The organism is Archangium sp. (assembly GCF_057119385.1).
The window spans coordinates 17348-34790 of record NZ_DBNGVP010000120.1 but is presented as its reverse complement, the minus strand read 5'-3'; the positions used below and the strand labels follow the sequence as shown (position 1 = coordinate 34790).

16 protein-coding genes and 1 pseudogene are annotated in these 17443 nt (G+C 70.5%); 10 read left to right on the top strand and 7 right to left on the bottom strand.

Annotated features, from left to right (window positions below):
* The first annotated feature begins 196 nt into the window (after positions 1-196).
* The 4 genes from AC16DP_RS29465 to AC16DP_RS29450 all read left to right on the top strand — a co-directional run bounded on the left by AC16DP_RS29465 (position 197) and on the right by AC16DP_RS29450 (position 2575).
* Positions 197-715 carry a hypothetical protein gene (locus AC16DP_RS29465; RefSeq protein ID WP_329730554.1) on the top strand — a complete coding sequence of 173 codons (519 nt, stop codon included), beginning with the start codon at positions 197-199 and terminating at the stop codon, positions 713-715.
* Between the two features lie 221 nt (positions 716-936).
* Complete coding sequence (locus tag AC16DP_RS29460; protein WP_329730555.1) at positions 937-1605, top strand: RDD family protein; 669 nt, start codon at positions 937-939, stop codon at positions 1603-1605.
* Between the two features lie 88 nt (positions 1606-1693).
* A complete protein-coding gene (locus tag AC16DP_RS29455) occupies positions 1694-1972 on the top strand; it encodes a hypothetical protein (protein WP_329730556.1) in 279 nt (92 codons plus the stop codon).
* 99 nt (positions 1973-2071) lie between these two features.
* Positions 2072-2575 carry a hypothetical protein gene (locus AC16DP_RS29450; RefSeq protein WP_329730582.1) on the top strand — a complete coding sequence of 168 codons (504 nt, stop codon included), beginning with the start codon at positions 2072-2074 and terminating at the stop codon, positions 2573-2575.
* A 492-nt stretch (positions 2576-3067) separates the two neighbouring features.
* Here AC16DP_RS29450 and AC16DP_RS29445 read toward each other — a convergent pair.
* From AC16DP_RS29445 to AC16DP_RS29425, 5 genes and pseudogenes are all read right to left on the bottom strand, one after another.
* Positions 3068-3607, bottom strand: a pseudogene (locus AC16DP_RS29445) (S1 family peptidase); the annotation flags it as partial.
* 292 nt (positions 3608-3899) lie between these two features.
* Positions 3900-4466, bottom strand: coding sequence for a hypothetical protein (locus tag AC16DP_RS29440; RefSeq protein ID WP_329730557.1), 567 nt, complete (start codon positions 4464-4466; stop codon positions 3900-3902).
* 15 nt (positions 4467-4481) lie between these two features.
* Positions 4482-4865, bottom strand: a complete 384-nt coding sequence (locus tag AC16DP_RS29435; protein WP_329730558.1) for a hypothetical protein — start codon at positions 4863-4865, stop codon at positions 4482-4484.
* The gene (locus tag AC16DP_RS29430) at positions 4865-5758 is read right to left on the bottom strand and encodes a hypothetical protein (protein WP_329730559.1); all 894 of its coding nucleotides are present in this window, start codon (positions 5756-5758) and stop codon (positions 4865-4867) included. The genes AC16DP_RS29435 and AC16DP_RS29430 overlap by 1 nt, the downstream gene beginning before the upstream one ends.
* A 100-nt stretch (positions 5759-5858) precedes the next feature.
* Positions 5859-6686, bottom strand: coding sequence for a CheR family methyltransferase (locus tag AC16DP_RS29425; RefSeq protein ID WP_329730560.1), 828 nt, complete (start codon positions 6684-6686; stop codon positions 5859-5861).
* Between the two features lie 255 nt (positions 6687-6941).
* Here AC16DP_RS29425 and AC16DP_RS29420 point away from each other — a divergent pair, with 255 nt between their 5' ends.
* Positions 6942-8297 (top strand): hypothetical protein, encoded by a 1356-nt coding sequence (locus tag AC16DP_RS29420; RefSeq protein WP_329730561.1) that lies wholly within the window; start codon positions 6942-6944, stop codon positions 8295-8297.
* Positions 8298-8311: 14 nt separating this feature from the next.
* On the opposite strand, the gene AC16DP_RS29415 is transcribed toward AC16DP_RS29420, so the two are convergent.
* Positions 8312-9139 carry a type VI immunity family protein gene (locus AC16DP_RS29415; protein ID WP_329730562.1) on the bottom strand — a complete coding sequence of 276 codons (828 nt, stop codon included), beginning with the start codon at positions 9137-9139 and terminating at the stop codon, positions 8312-8314.
* Positions 9140-9219: 80 nt separating this feature from the next.
* A complete protein-coding gene (locus AC16DP_RS29410; protein WP_329730563.1) occupies positions 9220-10032 on the bottom strand; it encodes a hypothetical protein in 813 nt (270 codons plus the stop codon).
* Between the two features lie 217 nt (positions 10033-10249).
* Between AC16DP_RS29410 and AC16DP_RS29405 the strand changes: the two genes are divergently transcribed.
* The 5 genes from AC16DP_RS29405 (at position 10250) to AC16DP_RS29385 (ending at position 17438) form a co-directional block, all read left to right on the top strand.
* The gene (locus AC16DP_RS29405) at positions 10250-11941 is read left to right on the top strand and encodes a DUF1592 domain-containing protein (RefSeq protein WP_329730564.1); all 1692 of its coding nucleotides are present in this window, start codon (positions 10250-10252) and stop codon (positions 11939-11941) included.
* On the top strand, positions 11938-13272 hold the full coding sequence (locus AC16DP_RS29400) for a DUF1552 domain-containing protein (RefSeq protein ID WP_329730565.1): 1335 nt from the start codon (positions 11938-11940) through the stop codon (positions 13270-13272). The genes AC16DP_RS29405 and AC16DP_RS29400 overlap by 4 nt, the downstream gene beginning before the upstream one ends.
* Before the next feature lie 112 nt (positions 13273-13384).
* Complete coding sequence (locus AC16DP_RS29395; protein ID WP_329730566.1) at positions 13385-14362, top strand: esterase/lipase family protein; 978 nt, start codon at positions 13385-13387, stop codon at positions 14360-14362.
* Complete coding sequence (locus AC16DP_RS29390; RefSeq protein WP_329730567.1) at positions 14362-15285, top strand: hypothetical protein; 924 nt, start codon at positions 14362-14364, stop codon at positions 15283-15285. Before AC16DP_RS29395 ends, AC16DP_RS29390 begins: the two co-directional genes overlap by 1 nt.
* Positions 15286-15458: 173 nt before the next feature.
* Complete coding sequence (locus tag AC16DP_RS29385) at positions 15459-17438, top strand: hypothetical protein (RefSeq protein WP_329730568.1); 1980 nt, start codon at positions 15459-15461, stop codon at positions 17436-17438.
* The last annotated feature ends 5 nt before the right edge of the window (positions 17439-17443 follow it).

The following is a 17443-nucleotide window of genomic DNA, read 5'->3' as shown; positions in this document are numbered from 1 at the left end:
GCTCTCCTCTGGAGTGTCGTTTCCTGGAAGGTGGGCACGGGTGGGGGGCTGGCGAGAGCGGCCGATCAGGAAGGAGCTTCCGGGGACCCGGGCAGAGGGGACGGACTGGCTCGGGGAGGGCCGGGAGGCAGGGGAGCGGCCGGGCGACCTGGCCGATCAGCAGGCCGTGTCAGACCCCCCTAGTATGAGTAGAGCCGTGAGCCACTCGACCACCAACGGCGCGTTGCGAGTCCTTGAGCAGGGCAACCTTCTCGACGGGGCGGACCTGATGCCTGTCCAGAGCGGAAGCGGGCGGAAGAAGCGGGCTCGCAAGCCGGCGGCGCCGCCCAAGAAGCTGGGGTTCGTCGCGGCGCTGGCGCTGGTGGTGGAGCACGGGCGGCAGCTGGCGAAGGAGGTGGGCAAGACGGCGCTGTCGCGCTGCCCCCGCTGCGGCCACATCGGCCCCACCGAGCAGGACTTCGGCACGCGCATCATCCGCGGCGAGCGCCGGCCCCAGTCCTGGTGCCGCAACTGCCGCAAGGTGCACCTGCCGCCCCTCAAGGCCCTGCCCAACCTCTCGGGCCGCGCCGTGAAGGCCACCCTGGTGGAGACGGCCAACGAGAAGCCCACCAGGTCCAAGCGCTCCGCCGCCCGCCCGGCCGCGGCTCCCGCGCCCCGCGAGGGTCTGCTGTTCTCCATCGACGAGCTCTCGAAGGGCACGCGCCGCACTTCCTGAGCCCCTTTCCTGAGCCCCTTCCCGAGTCTCCCTCCCGTCCCGCGAGCGGCCGATCAGCGCCCTGATCCGCGCCCCGCTGAGATGACGGTGCCGTCCGCCGGGCCCATTCCTCTCCTTGCGGAGGAGGGAGAGCACCATGGCGGTTCGAGCGCGACGGCGGGTGAGCCCCTGCGCGCAACAAATCCGAGACGGGCGCGATTCGCGGACTATGCTGGGTGCGAATGAGCGACGCGCTGTTCTCCTCGGAGTTCGAACCGGCCGACACCCACTACCTGTGGCGGCTGTGGTTCGCGGACCTTCTGGACCTGGCCACCTCGGCGTTGCTGGGTTGGGGGGCGCTGCGGGCGCTGGACGTGGACCGGACGCCCCGGGCGCTCGTGGTGGCGGGCGTGGTGACGTGGCTCGTCATGTCGCTGGCGGGTGGGCTGAGCGGGTGGACGCTGTGGCGAGGCGTCCTGGGCCTGCGGCTGGTGACGGATGGGAGCGCGCCGGGCCCGGTGCGCGGCCTCGTGCGGGCCGTGCTCGTCCCGGTGGACCTGGTCATCTCGCCCTTCGTGCAGCGGCGCTACGGCGATCGCCTCCAGAAGGTGCAGCCGGAGGCCGTGCCCCCGTTCTCCAAGAAGTGGCAGCGCGGCCTGGGCTGGCAGGGCTTCTGGCTGGTGATGGTGTTCGCCTCGGTGTGGTTCGCGGTGATGCCCACGAAGCGCGAGGCGCTCGGCTACCTGAAGAAGCTGGACGGGTGGAAATGCTGCAACGCGAAGACGCCGCCCTCGGCCTTCAAGTGCTCCACCTCGGTGTCGCGCGCGCTGAGCGAGGCGGAGGACGGGGACGCGCAGGCCCAGGCCATCGTGAAGGACTGCCCGCGGGCCGCGGCCGAGATGGGGCGCTGAGCCAGCGGGCGCCCGTCATGGGCAGAAGCCAGCGGGGGGATGGAAAACCCGCCCGGGCGTCCTTACCTCCGATGCAGGAGGCCACTCTATGGCAGTCAGGACCCGGGAAGCAGGCGTCAAGAACAAGAGGCGGGTGACGAGCGTCGACGAGTCGTTGCCCAACCGGCAGGCCCCAGGCGTCAGCCGGGGCAAGAAGACGGTGCCGCGCGACCAGGCCGCGGCCCTTCGCCGGCAGAAGCTGCTGCGCAAGGCCACCCCCGGCCCCGCCATGACGGAGCCGGTGGGGCTCGGACCCGCCACCACCGAAGTGCGGCCCGGCAAGAGGACCGTCACCCGGCGCAAGACGAAGCGCGGGAACGCCCTGTAGCGCTCTCGCATCCACCGACAACCCAGACACCCCAGTGATGGACCGGCCTCCCCTGGCCGTTCGGCCGGCCATCCCTACCTCCATGTGGGGGGAGAACCCATGCCAGAGAAGACCCAGCAGTCACGTGCCAGACGCGCCAAGGCCAAGGGCACCACCCTGACGGTGAAGGCCTCGGACATCGGTGACGTCCCCGCCGGCAAGAGCGCCCACGCCCTCAAGAAGAGCGGTGGCATCGTCGGCCGCACGAAGACGACCGAGCGCTCCGTCAGCCGGCGCCGTCCGCCCGGCGAGGGCAAGACGGCCCAGAGCCTCAAGCTGCCCCTGCCCGAGACGGGCAGCACCACCTCGCGCCGCCGGACGATTCCGGACGAGGCCGCCGCCCAGTACCGCCACGGCCCGCACCGCAAGACGGTCGCCACCGAGTCCGCCGCCGCCTACCGCCGCGAGGAGCGTCCGAAGAATCCCCGCAACGAGGCCAAGCAGCGCCAGGAGACGCGCGCCAAGCGCGGCTCGCCCGTGCAGGGCCGCAAGAAGGCCCCGAGCGAAATGGACATCACCCACAGCGGCGGCCCGCGCAAGCGCCTGCCCCTCCACGGCGGCTGAGCCCCCGGCCCCTCCTGACGGGCCTCCCCGGCGCGAGCGCGTGGCGAGCAGCAGCCACGCACTCAGCCCCCAGGGCCAGGGGCTCGCGCCCGGCGCTCCCGTGCAACCGCTCGCCTCCTCGGGGAGCGGTGCCGGAGCACACGGCGTGAAGCAGCGGCACGCATCCTCGCCCTCCGGCTCCAGGCGCGCGCAGATGCTGCCCGCTCCGCATTGCGCATCCCCGGCACAGACGGCGCCGTAGTTGCCCTCCTGCAACGCAGGCTGCAGGCAGCGCGCCGCTCCTCCCTCCGCCACCGTCTCGCACGCGAGCCCCGCAGGGCACTCCTCGGAGCTCGTACAGGTGGCGGCACAGAGGGACTCGAGGGGTAGTTCCGGTCCCCACGGCTCCGGGTGCCTCGCGAGAAAGGGTTGGATGAAGTCCTCGAGCAGCGCGTCCACCCGGACGTTGAAGGCCTCCTCGCGGCAGGCCACGTCTCCACTCGCGGTGACGCCCACGAGGCGCTCGCGCCCCTCCGCGTCTCGCACCAGCACCGGCCCTCCGCTGTCTCCCACGCAGCTCATGGACGGCGCGGGCCCCGCTCGGAAGCCGCCCGCCTCGACCTTCGTCAGGAGCAGTGTTCCCTGGCGGCGCTGGCCCGCGGGGGCACTCGCGTTCTTCGTGTCTCCAAAGCCCACCACCCGCGCGGACTGGCCCGGCTCCAACGGAGACGTCCCGGGCTCGGGCAGGAGGAGCGGGGATTCGTCCACGGGCTTCGCCAGGCGCAGCAGCGCCGCGTCGTTGGCGTGGCTCGTTCGCTCGTAGCCCGGGTGGCGTACCGCCTGCCCGACCCGGACGAAGCGGCCTCCCGGCTCGGGCTCGGGCAGCAGCTTCGCCCCGAGGAAGACCTCGTAGGCTCCGTCCGTCCCGAAGATCTCCAGGCAGTGCGCCGCCGTCAGCACCACGTCTGGCGCGATCAGCGCTCCCGTGCACAGCAGTGTGAGTGGTTCTCCCGTACAGCGCGCACGCCTCGCCAACAGTGCCACCACCGCCATGTCATCCGGGGCCTCGGTCCCCGAGACCACTGCGTCCGCTCGGGTCGTGGGCGGGGGCGGCGTCGGGACACAGGCTCCGAGCATCCACAGCGCGAGGCACAGAACCACTCGGGTCCTGCGCAGACCCTCACCCCAGCCCTCTCCCAGAGGGAGAGGGTGCTCGCAACCCGGGTTCATCCGATACCCTCACCCCGTCCCTCTCCCGAAGGGAGAGGGGATGTGTCCGGAGCGGTGCTCACGGCTTCACTCGCCGCGCTCCGCATCACTCGCGGCTCACGGCTTCATGCTCGGCTTACTGCGCCGCGCGCTCCTGGCTCGCCTGCCCCGCCAGCGCCGCCGTCTGCTTGTTCAGCATCTCCAGCCTCGCCCGATGACGCGACAGCTGCACCGCCAGACGCTTCGCCTCCTCCTTGTCCCCGTTCGCCTCCGCCGCCGCCCTCTCCTCCTCCAGCCGCTCCACGTTCCGCGCCATCAGCTCCGAGATGCGCACCAGCTTCCCGTGCTTCCACTCCGCCGTCTGCGGCTTCTCCGGCTCGATCGGGTCGTTCCGCTGCGGCGGCGCGTTCTCCACCTCCGGCTCCGGCACAACATCCCCAGGACCCAGCGGCACCACCGTCGCGCTCCGCCCCTCCGACGCCACCACGTCCGGCTCGGACTTCGCCGGCCCGGCCCGCTGCGTCCGCACCGCCCCAGGCGTGGACACGGCCGTGGACCCGGCGGCGGGAGACCCCGTCGGAGCAGGCGACGTCCCGGCCGGGGCCGAGGCCACCGGCCCGCTCAACAGGAAGTGCACCACCACCGCGGCCCCCAACAGCAGGGCCGCGCCGAGAGGTAGAAGGAAACGGGACCGGTTGTTCATCGCTCGTCCATTCTCTCACAGGCTCAGCTTCCAGCCCTCCGGGTGCTTCTCCACGCGCAGCAGCATCGGTTGCTCGCGGACCTGGCCGTCCCGCGCCACCCGCGCCCGCACCACCACCGCGTTCGAGTCCCGTCCGTCCACCCGGGCGTCCAGCACCTCCACCAGCGAGAGGCCGTGCTCGTTCATCTCGTCCACCGTCTGGCGGCAGTCCTCGCCCGCCTTGCCGCTCAGCAGGGGGCCGAGCACCGCGCAGTCCCTCGAGGGCAGCGCCTCGAAGAAGCGCTGCACCGTGGCCCGCGCGGCCTCGGTCTTCCGGGACTCCGAGTGACAACCGAGAGCGGCCACCAGGCCCAGCAACACGGCGCCCAGCACCGCCCTCTCGTTCACCTGGCGCATCATCAGTAGCAGTTCGGCGCGAACAGCTCGTCGTCGCTGGCCGAGGCGAACTGGTCGTCGCAGTAGGCGCTCGCCAGCGCGTGGCCGTTGCGCACGCAGCCGTCGTGGTTGGTCGCGTCCAGCGTGTACTGGGTGTCGCCACCGCAGCCACCACCGCAGCGGCCGAAGCAGATGCCAATCACCTTCGGGCGGCTCCAGTGGTCCGGCTCGCCGCACACCCACGAGCCACCGCTCATGTAGTACTCGTCGCCGCTGCACGAGAAGTGGTCACCGAGCTGGGCGATCTGCTGGTTGCCCGTGTAGTCGAAGCCGCCGTGCTGGCAGTCGTGCTTCGCGTACGAGTACCAGTTGTAGTAACCGCCGCAGCTGCCCGTCCAGGTGCCGTTGCACTTCGCGTAGCTGCACAGCATGGTGTAGCCACGGCCCTGCTCGCCCATCACCGTGCGCTGCAGCTCCACCGTGGTGGGGTGCTGGGACCAGAGGCTCACCGCGCGCCGCAGGGACATGGCCTCGGGCGCCGCCGCGTCACCCGTGGGCAGCTGCGCGTTGAGCGCCGCGTACAGGCCCGACAGCACCTCGCGGTCCCCGTCCAGCATCTGCGTGTCCTGGCCCGTCTCCGCGCCAAAGCCGTCCAGGTCCGACACGCCATTCACCGTGTCCACCAGGCCCGTCAGCGTCATGCCGTTCTGCCGCACTTCAATCCGGTACACGCCCTCCTCCACCTGCTTCGCGGAGAAGAGGGCCTCGGTGCCCGCCTGCGTGAAGCGGCCGGTCACCCCACCCGACTCCTGCTTCAGCTCCAGGCCGTCCGCCGCCTGCGCCGGCTCCTCCGGGCGCGTGCCGCCACCACAGCCCAACAGCATCACCGCCGCGACTGCTCCCAACACTTTACGCATGAGGCTCGCATCCTTCCCGCACCGGGGCTTACCGGATCCGCAGAAAATGAGAGACTCTCGCGATTAACGGATTTGTTCACTTCCATCAAGTCGGGACGCGTCAAGGGCGCGGGCCGGTGGGGTGGAAGAGGGGCAGCGCCCCCGCGGCGCGCACGAGGCCCTGGGCCTCCTCGGGAAGGGACTCGTGGGCGCCAATCGCGAGCACCCCGCCGGGCACCAGCCGCTCCACCAGCCGCGCCAGCACCTCGCGCTGCACGGGCCGGGCGAAGTAGGTGAAGGCCACGTTGCGGCACAGCACCAGGTGGAAGGGGCCCTCGGGCATGCCCTGGCGCAGGTCCTGGCAACGGAACTCCAGCCCCTCGCGGTACTCGGGCCGCAGACACAGCTCCCCGCCCTCGGAGGTGAAGGCCTGCTCCACCCACCCGGAGGGCAGCTCGCGCAGCGTGGCGCGCCGGTAGCAACCCCGGCGGGCCCGCTCCAGCAGCGAGGCGTCCGCGTCCGTGGCCACCAGCTCCAGGCGGAAGTCCGGGAAGCGCGGCCGCAACCCCAGCCGGAAGAGGACGGCCACCGTGTACGGCTCCTCCCCCGAGGCACACCCCGCGCTCCACACCCGGAAGACGGACTCGCCCCGGGACCGTGCGGCCTCCAATATCCGGGGCAGCAACGGTTCCCGCAGCGCCTCGAAGACGCCCGGGTCCCGGTAGAAGCGCGAGATGGTGACGCGGCACAGCGCATCCAGCACGGCCCGCTCGGCCGGGTCCGCCTCCAGCCGCGCGAGGTAGGCGGCGAGCCCCGGCACCCCCAGCGCCTTCATCCGCCGGCCCACGCGCTTGCACACCTGCCCGCGCACGCGGCGGAAGCCCTCGTAGCGCAGTTGCAAGTGCAACGCGGCCCACCGGAGCAATTCCAGACACTCGGCATCCGTCACACGGCACCTCCCGCGCCCCGCGGCTCCCGCCATTTCATCACCGGCGCTCCGCAACCCATACATGGCGCGACGGCACGGCGCGCGGCTTCTCGAAAACTGGAAGCGGTGTGGCGGCCAGGGTTGTTGAAGGCCAGACGGGCGAGATGTCCTCTTGGACAAGAGGCTCGAACGCTCGGCCGTCCTCACCGTTGAGACCTGGGCGGGCAACCCCCACCTTGGCCCGAGAGCGCCGGCGAAGACCGGCAGGAGGCAGTCATGGCCGGAACCCTGAAGCGAGCCGACCCGCGATCCATCCTCTTGCTGACGATGGCCGTGCTCGCGGGCTGCGGAGCCGGCGAGGGGTGGAGGACGGAGGACCCCGAGGGCCAGGAGCACCCGCGCCGGGCCGTCGGAGGCGAGACGCAGTGGGTGCACACGGTGCACAGCGCGGCGGAGACGGACGCGCCCGTGGCCGCCGTCCACGACTCGCGGGGCAACGTCCTCACCCTGGGCAACCACCGCACCCCCGTGGACTCCGGAGGGGGCCTGTCCGCGGGCGCCTCCGCCCTGGTGCTCTCCAAATACTCGCTGCAGGGCAAGCTGTTGTGGACGCGGCTGCTCACCGCGCCCGCGGGCACGGGCACCCCATTCGTGCGGGGACTGGCCCTCGCCGTCGAGCCCTATGACACGGTGCTCCTCACGGGCGTGCAGAGCGGAGGGCTGGAGCTCGGCGGACGCGTGCTGCCACCCGGGGCCTTCCTGGCGCGGATGGATGGGAACGGAGCACCGATGTGGTCCCGCCCCCTGCCCACCCCCGCCACGGAGCTGGCCGTCAACACGCGGGGCCACATCACCACTGGGGGCACCCTGACGGGCCGGGTGGACTTCGGCCACGGCCCCGTCACCGGCGCCAGCAATCCCTACCTCGTCCAGTACGACGCCCAGGGCACGCTGCGCTGGGTGTACGTCGACTCCGCGCGCGGCGTGTCCATGGACCTCGCGCAGGATGACGCGGGAGACCTGTACCTGGCCGGCGGCCGCTTCGTCCCGCCCTCCCCGCTCCTGGTGCCCTCCCTGTCGCGGGTGTCCGCCGAGGGCACGCCGTCCTGGACGCGGCCGCTCGAGGGCGTCACGGGCGTGGCCATGAGCGTGGCGGCCCACGGGGGCCTGGTGGTGGTGTCTGGCTATTTCACGGGGAAGCTCGTCTTCGGGGGCCGGGAGCTCGACGCGCCCACGAGCCGGGGCTTCGCGCTCGCGTATGACCGGGAGGGAGCCGCGCGCTGGGGCTCGCTGCTGGGCAGCACGTGGGGCCTGGTGGAGATGGATCAGGGCTCGGGCGTGGTGGTGGCCGGCCGCTACACGGGAGGCGAGGACTTCGGCCTGGGCCTGGGCACGCTGGAGGGCTATCCGGGCGCGACCAACGTCTACGCGCTGCGGCTCCATCGCCCCACGGGGCAGCTGCAGTGGAGCCACACGTACCCGTCCGCCCAGGCGCTGCCGGTGGACCTGTCCGTGTCGCGCCAGGGAGAGAGCGCCCTCGTGGGCACCTTCCGGGCGCCGGTGGACTTCGGCACCGGCCCGCTGAGCCCCGCGCCGGGCGCCAGCACCTTCCTCGTCCAGTTGGCGCGCTGAGGGCGGAGCGGAGGTCAGTCGAGGAACCGGCGCTCCCAGCGGCGCCGCTCTTCTGGAGTGAAGTCCTTGTCGTACTCGGGCCCTTCGTAGTGCCAGGGCTCCAGCACGCGCGCCAGCTCACGGTAGGCGGGCAACGTGCGGCCCTGCTCGGTGTCACCCGAATCCGGCCATTCTCCGAGCGTCACCACCGCCCGTCCTCCGTCCAGGTCCTGCACCGTGGTTCCCGGCGAGTGCAGCCGCGCACGCAGGGCCTCCACGCCGCCCAGCTCGCCCAACACCGGCTGGCCCAGGAAGGTCAGCCACGAGGGGCCGCGCACCCGCGTGCCGATGTTGTACGAGAAGGACTCCACAGCGGGGATGTCCATGCCCGGGTAGCGGAAGCACCGCTCGCGAATCTCCTCTGTCACACCCACGGCGTCATTCGGGCCCAGGAAGGCCAGGCCTCCGTTGCCGGAACAGAAGGGCAAGGGGGCCGCCAGGTCCAGCGCCAGCGCGCGCACGCACTCTGGGCCGTGCTCCTCCAGGTACTCCGTGGGCAGCCAGAACGAGGCCGCGCACGCGTACTTGTCCGAGCCTCGCCACTTGGGATCGTCAATCCGCCTGCCCTGGTACTCGAAGCGGTACTGCTCCGGCCCCACCGTACAGCCTTCCATCAGGATGACGCGAGGCCAGGGATCTTCCAGCAGATGGCGCCGGATGAACGCCCAGCCCTCCGCATCGAGCTCCTGGCAATCGCCCTCATCGTCCACGTAGAAGGCGAAATGCTCCGCGCCCACAGCGTTCAGATAGGTGTCCATCGAGCGCATCACCGCCCGAGCCATCTGCGTGTGCGGCCGACGCATGTAGAAGTCCAGCCGCAAGCCCTCGTGTATCCAATAGCCTCTGGATTTCGTGCGGAGGCGGATTGTCGGGTAACGCTCGCTCACCAGAACATTCCTTTCCGAGGACCAATCAGGTGGACCTCGGGTCCAAATGCGTCCCGGTATATATCGCCCTGGAGTTGACCTGCGTAACGGTGTCCCTCGGGGTATCTCCTCCACTCGGGCTCCTTCTCGAAGCCCACACAGCGGAACTTGAAGTCGTAGACAACCAGCACCAGGAGCGGGTCCCCCGTGTGGATGACTACATCCGGCTCCAGCGTCCCCTTCAATTGCTCACCCCCCTGCCGCAGCAACTCCGCTTTCTCCTCGGGGGTGATGAGGGACTTCTCCTTCGTCTCCTGGTTGAACCGGTAGCGCGGCTTGAGGCTGAACTTCAGGCGCAGCTCACCCAGCTTCGCCTGTGCGCATGCCAGGGCCACCTCGTGCATCTCCAGTCCCAATCGGATGGCCCACGTCACACTCCGGCCCTGTGCATCCACCGTCATGGCCCTGCACTCGGCCGCCTTGGGAACCAACCCCGCGAAGGTCCCCTTGAGGCGCGACAACACCTCCGTGCGCGCCTTGTCCGCGCACTTCTCCATCTCCTCCTTGAGGGAGGTCTTCATCTCGGGAGTCAGCGCGTGGCCCACCGCAGCGGCGGACGCCACGGCCGCCCCCACCGTCTGCACCGGCCCGGTGGCCACCTCCCGTCCACTCACGGTGGCGCAGTAGAGCGGGTTCTTCAGGCAACTGGCCCGCAGTGAATCGAGCGCATACTGACTCGGGGCTCCACGGCCGTGCGTGCTCGCACAGGCCCCAAGCAGCCAGCAGCCCACGAGCAGCCCTCCCCAACGGCGTACGAAACGGTGCGGCATGTCCTCTCCTTTCGAGGAGCCCATCATGCCGCGAGCCGTGAACGCACGCGCCCCACGGTGACGCGCGCGGCGGCCACGTGGGACACGCCGCTTCCCTCGTCGTCCCATGTCCTACCCACGGCCCCGATGAGTTTCCGACACCCCCCCATCCCTCCAGCACGAATGGAGGGGCTGGTGAGGAAATTGCTCAGGACCTTCCCGATTGAGGAGGTCCGACGTGTCCAAGCAGTCTCCACACGGCTGGCGGAAGGTGCTGGCGGGCTCGGCCTGTGTGCTCCTGCTCGCCGGCTGCCCGAGCAACGAGCTGCCGAAAGCGAAGGTATTACCCCCCACGCAACCCCAGACGGAGCCCCCCGAGTCCGGCAATCCGGCCTGCCAGGGCCCGAGGGATCCCGGCCGCGTCACGCTGCACCGGCTCAACCGCGCCGAGTACGACAACACCGTCCGCGACCTGCTGGGAGACACCACCCGCCCGGCGCGTGACTTCCCCGCCGACGACCACGGCTACGGCTTCGACAACAACGCGGACGTGCTCAGCCTGGGGCCGCTGCTGATGGAGAAGTACTCGGCCGCGGCGGAGAAGCTCGTGGAGGCCGCCTGGCCCCGGATGCGTACCTGCTCGCCCGACCCGGCGGACCCGCGGCCCTGCGCGCGCCTCATCCTGGAGCGCTTCGCCCGCCGCGCCTGGCGCCGGCCCGTCACCCCGGCCGAGGTGGACCGGCTCCTCGCCTTCCTCCCGCTCGCCCGTGCGCGGGGCGATGGCTTCGACGCGGGCATGAAGCTGGCCCTGCGCGCGGTGCTCCTCTCTCCGCACTTCCTCTACCGCGTCGAGCTGGACCCGGACCCGGCCTCCCCGGCGCCACACCCGCTCAACGACCACGAGCTCGCCAGCCGCCTCTCCTACTTCCTGTGGAGCACCCTGCCGGACGAGGCCCTCCTGGCCGCGGCGGACGCGGGGACGCTGCACGACCCCGGCGAGCTGGAGCGCCAGGTGCACCGCATGCTCGCGGACCCGAAGGCCGAGGCCCTGGTGGACAACTTCGCCGGGCAATGGCTGTACACGCGCGCGCTCGACTCGTTCCACCCGGACCCGCTCCTCTACCCCTTCGACGACTCGCTGCGCGAGGCCATGCGCCAGGAGACGCGGCTCGTCTTCCGCGAGTTCCTCCTCGGTGAGCACCCGGTGCGAAACCTGCTGGACGCGGACTTCACCTACGTGGACGACCGGCTCGCCCGGCACTACAGCCTGCCCCCTCCGGGCACCCGCCAGATGACGCGGGTGAGCCTCTCCGAGCACCCGGAGCGCGCGGGCCTGCTGGGACAGGGCTCCATCCTCGCCGTCACCTCGCACCCGGACCGCACCTCTCCGGTGAAGCGCGGCCTCTGGGTGCTCGAGCAACTCCTGTGCAAGGCCCCACCGCCTCCTCCGCCCAACGTGGAGGGCCTGCCGCCGCCGGTGGACCCGCGCATGGGCATCAAGCAGCGCATGGCCCAGCACAGCAGCGACCCGTCGTGCTCGGGCTGCCACAGCATGATGGACCCCATCGGCTACGGGCTGGAGAACTTCAACCCGGTGGGCGCGTGGCGGCAGAAGGAAGAAGTGAGCGGCGCCCCCGTGGACCCGAGCGGCGAGCTGCCCGGAGGCCTCCACTTCAAGGATGGGGTGGAGCTGCGCGCCCTCCTCGAGTCGGACCCGGAGCTGGAGCACTGCATCGCCCGGCACCTGCTCGCCTACGGGCTGGGGCGCGGGCCCACGAGCGCGGACGCCTGCACGCTGGAGGACGTCGCGAGCAAGGCCGGAGCGCACGGGAGCAAGCTGTCGGATCTCATCCTCTCCCTCATCCAGAGCGAGGCCTTCACCCACCGCCGCGGGGAGGCGGAGGGCACGAACGAGGAGGGCTCACGATGAAGAACCCCAAGCTGTCACGGCGGACGCTCCTGCGGGGCCTGGGGGCGCTGATGGCCCTGCCCGTGCTGGAGCAGATGGAGCCTCCCGTGGCCCGGGCGGCGCAACCCGGAGCCACCCCGCGCCGGCTGGCCGTCTTCTACGTGCCCTGCGGCCTCTTCATGCCGAACTTCACGCCGGGCGGGAGCGGGCGCAACTGGACGCTGTCCCCCACGCTGCAACCGCTGGCGCCGGTGAAGAACGACGTGCTGGTGCTCTCCGGCCTGTCACACGAGCCGGGACGGCCGGACGAGTTCGGCCACCACGCGGCGGGCACGGGCGCCTTCCTCTCCTGCGTGAAGGTGGTCAAGACGGACAGCCAGGACGGCATCCGCGCGGGCGTCTCCATGGATCAGCTCGCCGCCAGGGCCCTGCGGCCGTACACGCGCCTGCCCTCGCTGGAGCTGGGCAACGACGGAGGCGACGGAACGGGCGCCTGCGACGCCCACTTCAGCTGCGCCTACGCGCGCAACATCTCCTGGGCGGGGCCCACCAGCCCCCGCGCCAAGGAGACGAACCCGCGGGCCGTGTTCGACCGGCTCTTCTCGGGCTTCGACCCGGACGCGACGCGGGCGCAAATCGAGAAGCGCAAGGCCTACGAGCAGAGCATCCTGGACTTCGTGAACGAGGACGCGCGGGCACTCCAGCAGCGGCTGGGGACGAGGGACCGGCGCAAGCTGGACGAGTACTTCACCAGCGTGCGCGAGCTGGAGCTGCGCGTGGCGGCGCTCGACCAGCAGGGCCCCACGTGCTCGAAGGGCCCCAGGCCCGAGCGGACGGAGGACGTGCGCGAGAAGACGAAGGTGATGTGCGACCTGATGGTGCTCGCCTTCCAGTGCGACCTGACGCGGGTGGCGACCTTCATGCTCGGCAATGCGCGCAGCGACCGGGTGTATGACTTCCTCGGGCTGACGAGCGGCCACCACACGTACTCGCACCACCAGCACCAGCCGGAGAACCACGCGGCGCTCGCGAAGATCGACCGCTGGGAGATGGAGCAGTTCAGCTACCTGCTGCAGCGGATGAAGTCGGTCCAGGAGGGAAATGCGACGCTGCTGGACAACTCCCTGGTGTACTTCGGCAGCGAGGTGGCGGACGGCAACTCGCACGGGCACACGGACATGCCGGTGGTGCTCGCGGGGCGCGGCGGGGGCGCGGTGACGCCCGGACGGCACGTGCGCTACGGCGGAGAGCCCATCGCCAACCTGTTCATCTCCCTGCTGCACTCGGTGGGCGTGGAGGTGAGCCGCTTCGGAGATGACGGCACGGGCCCCCTCGCCCGATTGAAGGAGTGAGCGCTGAACATCCCGGCCGCGCTCTGTCAGGTGATGGCCGTTGCGGGCGCATGGCACTGGCCCCCCGCGCGGGTTGGGTGTTGGCTTCCCCGAGCAGCAGGGGGGAAGCCAGATGCCACGCCGCCAGATGGTCATCCCAGGCACGGGGGGAGTGCTCTACGAGAGCTCCGCGGGAGCACGGGCCGCCACCATCTTCGAGCTGCTCACCCAGGCCGGTGCCGCGCAGCTCCTCCGGTGCAAGCACGGGGTGGATCCCGACGCCCTCGAGCCGCTCGGCAACACGCTCGTCGCCCGCGGGCACATGACGCTCGCCTACGAGCCCTTCGCGCACGCGTTCCCCAAGTGGGACTTCTTCGATTACGACTGGCGGCTCGACATCCGCTACAGCGGCAAGCGCCTCGCCGAGCTCCTCCAGGCCGAGGCCCCACGCGGTGACCGTTGGCGGCTGGTGGCGCACTCGCAGGGAGGGCTCGTCGTCCTGGCGGCGGCCCTGCGCCTCGGCGCCGAGGAGATGGCACGGCTCGTCCAGGGCGTGTGTTTCGTGGGCGTCCCCTTCTTCGGAACGGTGAATGCCCTGGTGGCCCTGCTGGAGGGGACCTTCTTCAAGAGCTCCATCCCGAAGGAGGTGGTGCGCACCTGGCCCGCCATCTACCAGATGCTGCCGCGCTGGAGCGTCACGCGGGACAACTCCAACCGGCCCGAGCTGCTCCTCGACGCCACGTGGATGAACGCCGGGCTGCTGCCCGCGCCCGGTGCGCCCGAGGACCTCTCCCAACACATCGACAGGGGAATGCTCGAGCGGGCGCGAGCGCTGTACCGGGCCACCTCGACCGGCTACTTCGAGCCCCTGCGCAAGCTCGACTTCATCCGCATCGTCCAGGGCAACAACCTGAAGACGGTGTTCCGGCTCCCCCACTTCCCCAGCACGGCGGAGGCCATCACCGTGGAGGGCGACACGCTCGTCCCGGACCAGTTCACCCGCGACCGGCTGCCCTCGTGGGTGCAGGACGAGGCCACCATCCGCCGCATTCCCGCCGCCGAGCACTCGCTGCTGTGCGGTGACGCCAACGTCTTCGGACTCTGCCTCTGATGCGCTCCGCTCCGCTCACCCTGACCGCCATCCTCCTGCTCGCGCTGGCTCCGGCCGCCGCGCAGACTCCACCGGCCGCCGCCGACAGTGACGGGGATGGTGTCCCGGACCTGCCTCCAGGCCAGACGGAGGCACCCGCGTGCCATCCCGGGCAGATGGAGGCGTGCGCGGACAACTGCCCACTCGAGGTGAACCCCGGCCAGGAGGACAGCGACGGGGATGGAGCGGGAGACGCGTGCGACCTCTGCCCGCTCGTCCCGGCGAAGAACGGCGAGCACGCGGACGCGGATGACGATGGCGTGGGGGACGAGTGCGACACCTGCCGTCTGCCCAATCCCCGGGACGAGCGCGGCGAGCAGGCCCCGTGCCCCGAGAAGACAGCCCACTCGGAGTGGAAGGATCCCAACCCGCTCGGCCGCCGGTTGCAGTTCTTCATCCGCCCGCTGGCCCTGGGGTACCGGTACCAGGGGAGCTGGGTCGGCTCGACGGGGCTCGGGCTGCACCTCGGGGGCTCGCTCGGCGAGTGGCGCTTCGACGAGAAGGGCACGGCGTTGAAGGTGCCCGCCTGGTACTGGTCCGCCGGAGTGTATGGCGATTCGGTGAACCTCTTCGCGGCCGAGCACCTGGGCCCCTACGCGGCGCTCGACTTCCGGCCGATGGACTGGGCGCCCTACGCGCGCTCGTGGGCCCGGCATTTCAAGTTCGGCGCCGGAGCGCACCTCTTCTGGTCCAAGCGCGTGGAGGGCGCCGGGAACCGTCCGCTCCAGCTCGGCGTGGGGCCCCGCGTGGGCTTCCTCGACATCCTCTCGGTGATGCCCTTCGCCCAGTTCGATCTCGCCAACGGCGGCGCCTTCTCCTGGGGCGGGATGCTGGTGTTCGACTTCAAGGTGCTCCAGGACCTGGGCGTGCCGCTGGTGAAGTGAGCAAGCCGCTCGCCGGTGAATCCTTGACAGCACGGAATGCCTCTTTCTAGCTTCACGCCTTGTCCGAGCCATGTTCTCGGGCTGTCGCGTTCGTGGAGCTGAAAGACATTTCCAGCGCACCGCGACCCGGCCCGGGAAGCAGTGCGCGTCCAAGGGTTCACCGAGGAGCAGACATGAGCTTCCTACACAGGGTCCGGCTGGTGTTTTCCGGGACCTTCCAGGCGGACGTCTCGACCGTCAACAACGACGTCCGCCATTTCGACAACGCGACCTTCGAGCCGTCCTTCCAGGAGTTCCAGTCGAAATCCGGCCTGAACGGCTGGTGGAATCCCACCGGCTCGGGGGCCTTCCGGCTGTTGGACTGCCGGGTGACGGGCGTCTGGTATGAGGACGGCTCCTTCACGGATGACCCGAAGCGCGACCCCGTCATCGGGATGTTGATCGGCGGCTCGACCGAGCGGACGAGCGGAAAGCTCGTCGACATCGATCCGCAGTGGCAGCTGGCCTCCGCGCCGTGGGGACTGGAGGTGCGGCTGACGGATGGCAAGGTGCCCGCCTTCTTCGGCGGCCGCTACCAGCCCCATGCCTTCCGGGACCTGTGGTTCATGCGCACCCAGGGCCAGGCCAATGACATGGCCGCCTCGTCCTCGTTCCAATCCGTGTTGGAAGAGGTGACGTGGGACAAGGACGGGCTGCGCTCCAGCCCCTTCCTGCGCCAGCTCCAGGCGGCGACGACGGGAAAGCGGCTCTCCATCCGCATGGCGACCTTCGGCTACCAGGGCAAGGCGAGCCACCCGCGCTTCACGCTCGGAACCGTCGTGGGCACCCTCGGGCCGTACCTGCCAGGAGAGCCCTCGTCCTTCGTGCTGGGCCGGCGCTTCACGCCCGCGAGCAATGTCACCGCGCCCGACGGCAGCAACCTGCCCATCTCCTGGACGGGCATCACCTACTTCAGCGGGCAGGTGGACGCCGCCTCCCGCACGCTCTTCCTGGATCTGTCCAACGCGCTGCCCATCACCGACGGCACCGGCACCTCCAGTGACATGGGCCGCTTGAGCGTGGGCATCCTGCGCGACGCGGCCATCCAGGAGAACACCCCGGTCACTCCCAAGACGTTCGACGTGGTGGCCGAGATTCCCTACCGGGACCCGCGCTGGCTGCACACCAGCGGAGGTGTCTTCGCCGCCACGCTCACGCCCGAGCAGCTGGAACGGGCCAGGGAGCTACCGCTGGCGCTGGTGGTCAATGCCACCCCCAACCCGGGCAACACGGGGCTCGACCTGGGTCACGGCGTGGTCGCCATCCGCGAGAGCGCCGACGGGCTGTTCACGTGCGCGGAGCCGGCGGTGCACCGCATCGACGGCGCGGGCGAGACCCGGGTGACCATCTACGCCACCCGGTACGGCGCCCCGCACAAGGCCACAATCCAACTGGCGCAGCTGGGCAGGATTCCCAATCAGGGCGGCGGCTCGCCTGGTGATCCCAATGCCCCCAAGGCGCCCATCCCGGACATCGGCGTACCGATGGAGGCGGTGCAACTGCCCGAGCCGCCCCAGACCTCGAAGAAGGACGGCAAGGTCGAGATCCGCATCACCACGAGCGACCCCAAGAACCCGCGCAAGTACATCGACGGGCAGATCTACCTCATCGACTACCGGCTCCCCGGCCAGGGCAACACGGCGCGCTCGCCCTACGACTACATCGTGCTGCACGTGCGGGATGCCTTCAAGGCACCGGCCCGGCCCACCTGGGAGAAGCACATCCAGCCCATCTTCGTCCAATACGGCAACCTCTATCCCATCATGAGCAACCGGTTGGTGAAGCTGTCCGACCTGGAGTCCGTGAAGCGGCACGCCAACCTGCTCGAGCTCGCCTTCTCCCTGGACATCCACAACCCCAACTACATGCCGGTGACGAGGGATCTGTCCAAGCCGAAGCAGCGGATGATCATCCAGTGGCTGAAGCAGCTGTCGCAGCAGGAGGAGCACCCCCTGGGCGTAGTGCCTCCGGCGCGCACCGCGGCGGCGCCCTCCCCGGCGGCTCCGGAGACTCGGGCCGCCACCACCGCCGACACCGTGGACACCTCCAGCAGCAAGACGCATTTCGCCAAGGGCTTCAACCGCGCCCTGGGCAGCACCGAGCGCAAGAAGTGACCCAC

Coding starts and splice junctions, on each gene's coding strand:
- AC16DP_RS29460 (WP_329730555.1), top strand. CDS start 937: ATGAGCGACGCGCTGTTCTCCTCGGAGTTCGAACCGGCCGACACCCAC.
- AC16DP_RS29455 (WP_329730556.1), top strand. CDS start 1,694: ATGGCAGTCAGGACCCGGGAAGCAGGCGTCAAGAACAAGAGGCGGGTG.
- AC16DP_RS29450 (WP_329730582.1), top strand. CDS start 2,072: ATGCCAGAGAAGACCCAGCAGTCACGTGCCAGACGCGCCAAGGCCAAG.
- AC16DP_RS29440 (WP_329730557.1), bottom strand. CDS start 4,466: ATGAACAACCGGTCCCGTTTCCTTCTACCTCTCGGCGCGGCCCTGCTG.
- AC16DP_RS29435 (WP_329730558.1), bottom strand. CDS start 4,865: ATGATGCGCCAGGTGAACGAGAGGGCGGTGCTGGGCGCCGTGTTGCTG.
- AC16DP_RS29430 (WP_329730559.1), bottom strand. CDS start 5,758: ATGCGTAAAGTGTTGGGAGCAGTCGCGGCGGTGATGCTGTTGGGCTGT.
- AC16DP_RS29420 (WP_329730561.1), top strand. CDS start 6,942: ATGGCCGGAACCCTGAAGCGAGCCGACCCGCGATCCATCCTCTTGCTG.
- AC16DP_RS29415 (WP_329730562.1), bottom strand. CDS start 9,139: ATGCGTCGGCCGCACACGCAGATGGCTCGGGCGGTGATGCGCTCGATG.
- AC16DP_RS29410 (WP_329730563.1), bottom strand. CDS start 10,032: ATGCCGCACCGTTTCGTACGCCGTTGGGGAGGGCTGCTCGTGGGCTGC.
- AC16DP_RS29400 (WP_329730565.1), top strand. CDS start 11,938: ATGAAGAACCCCAAGCTGTCACGGCGGACGCTCCTGCGGGGCCTGGGG.
- AC16DP_RS29395 (WP_329730566.1), top strand. CDS start 13,385: ATGCCACGCCGCCAGATGGTCATCCCAGGCACGGGGGGAGTGCTCTAC.
- AC16DP_RS29390 (WP_329730567.1), top strand. CDS start 14,362: ATGCGCTCCGCTCCGCTCACCCTGACCGCCATCCTCCTGCTCGCGCTG.
- AC16DP_RS29385 (WP_329730568.1), top strand. CDS start 15,459: ATGAGCTTCCTACACAGGGTCCGGCTGGTGTTTTCCGGGACCTTCCAG.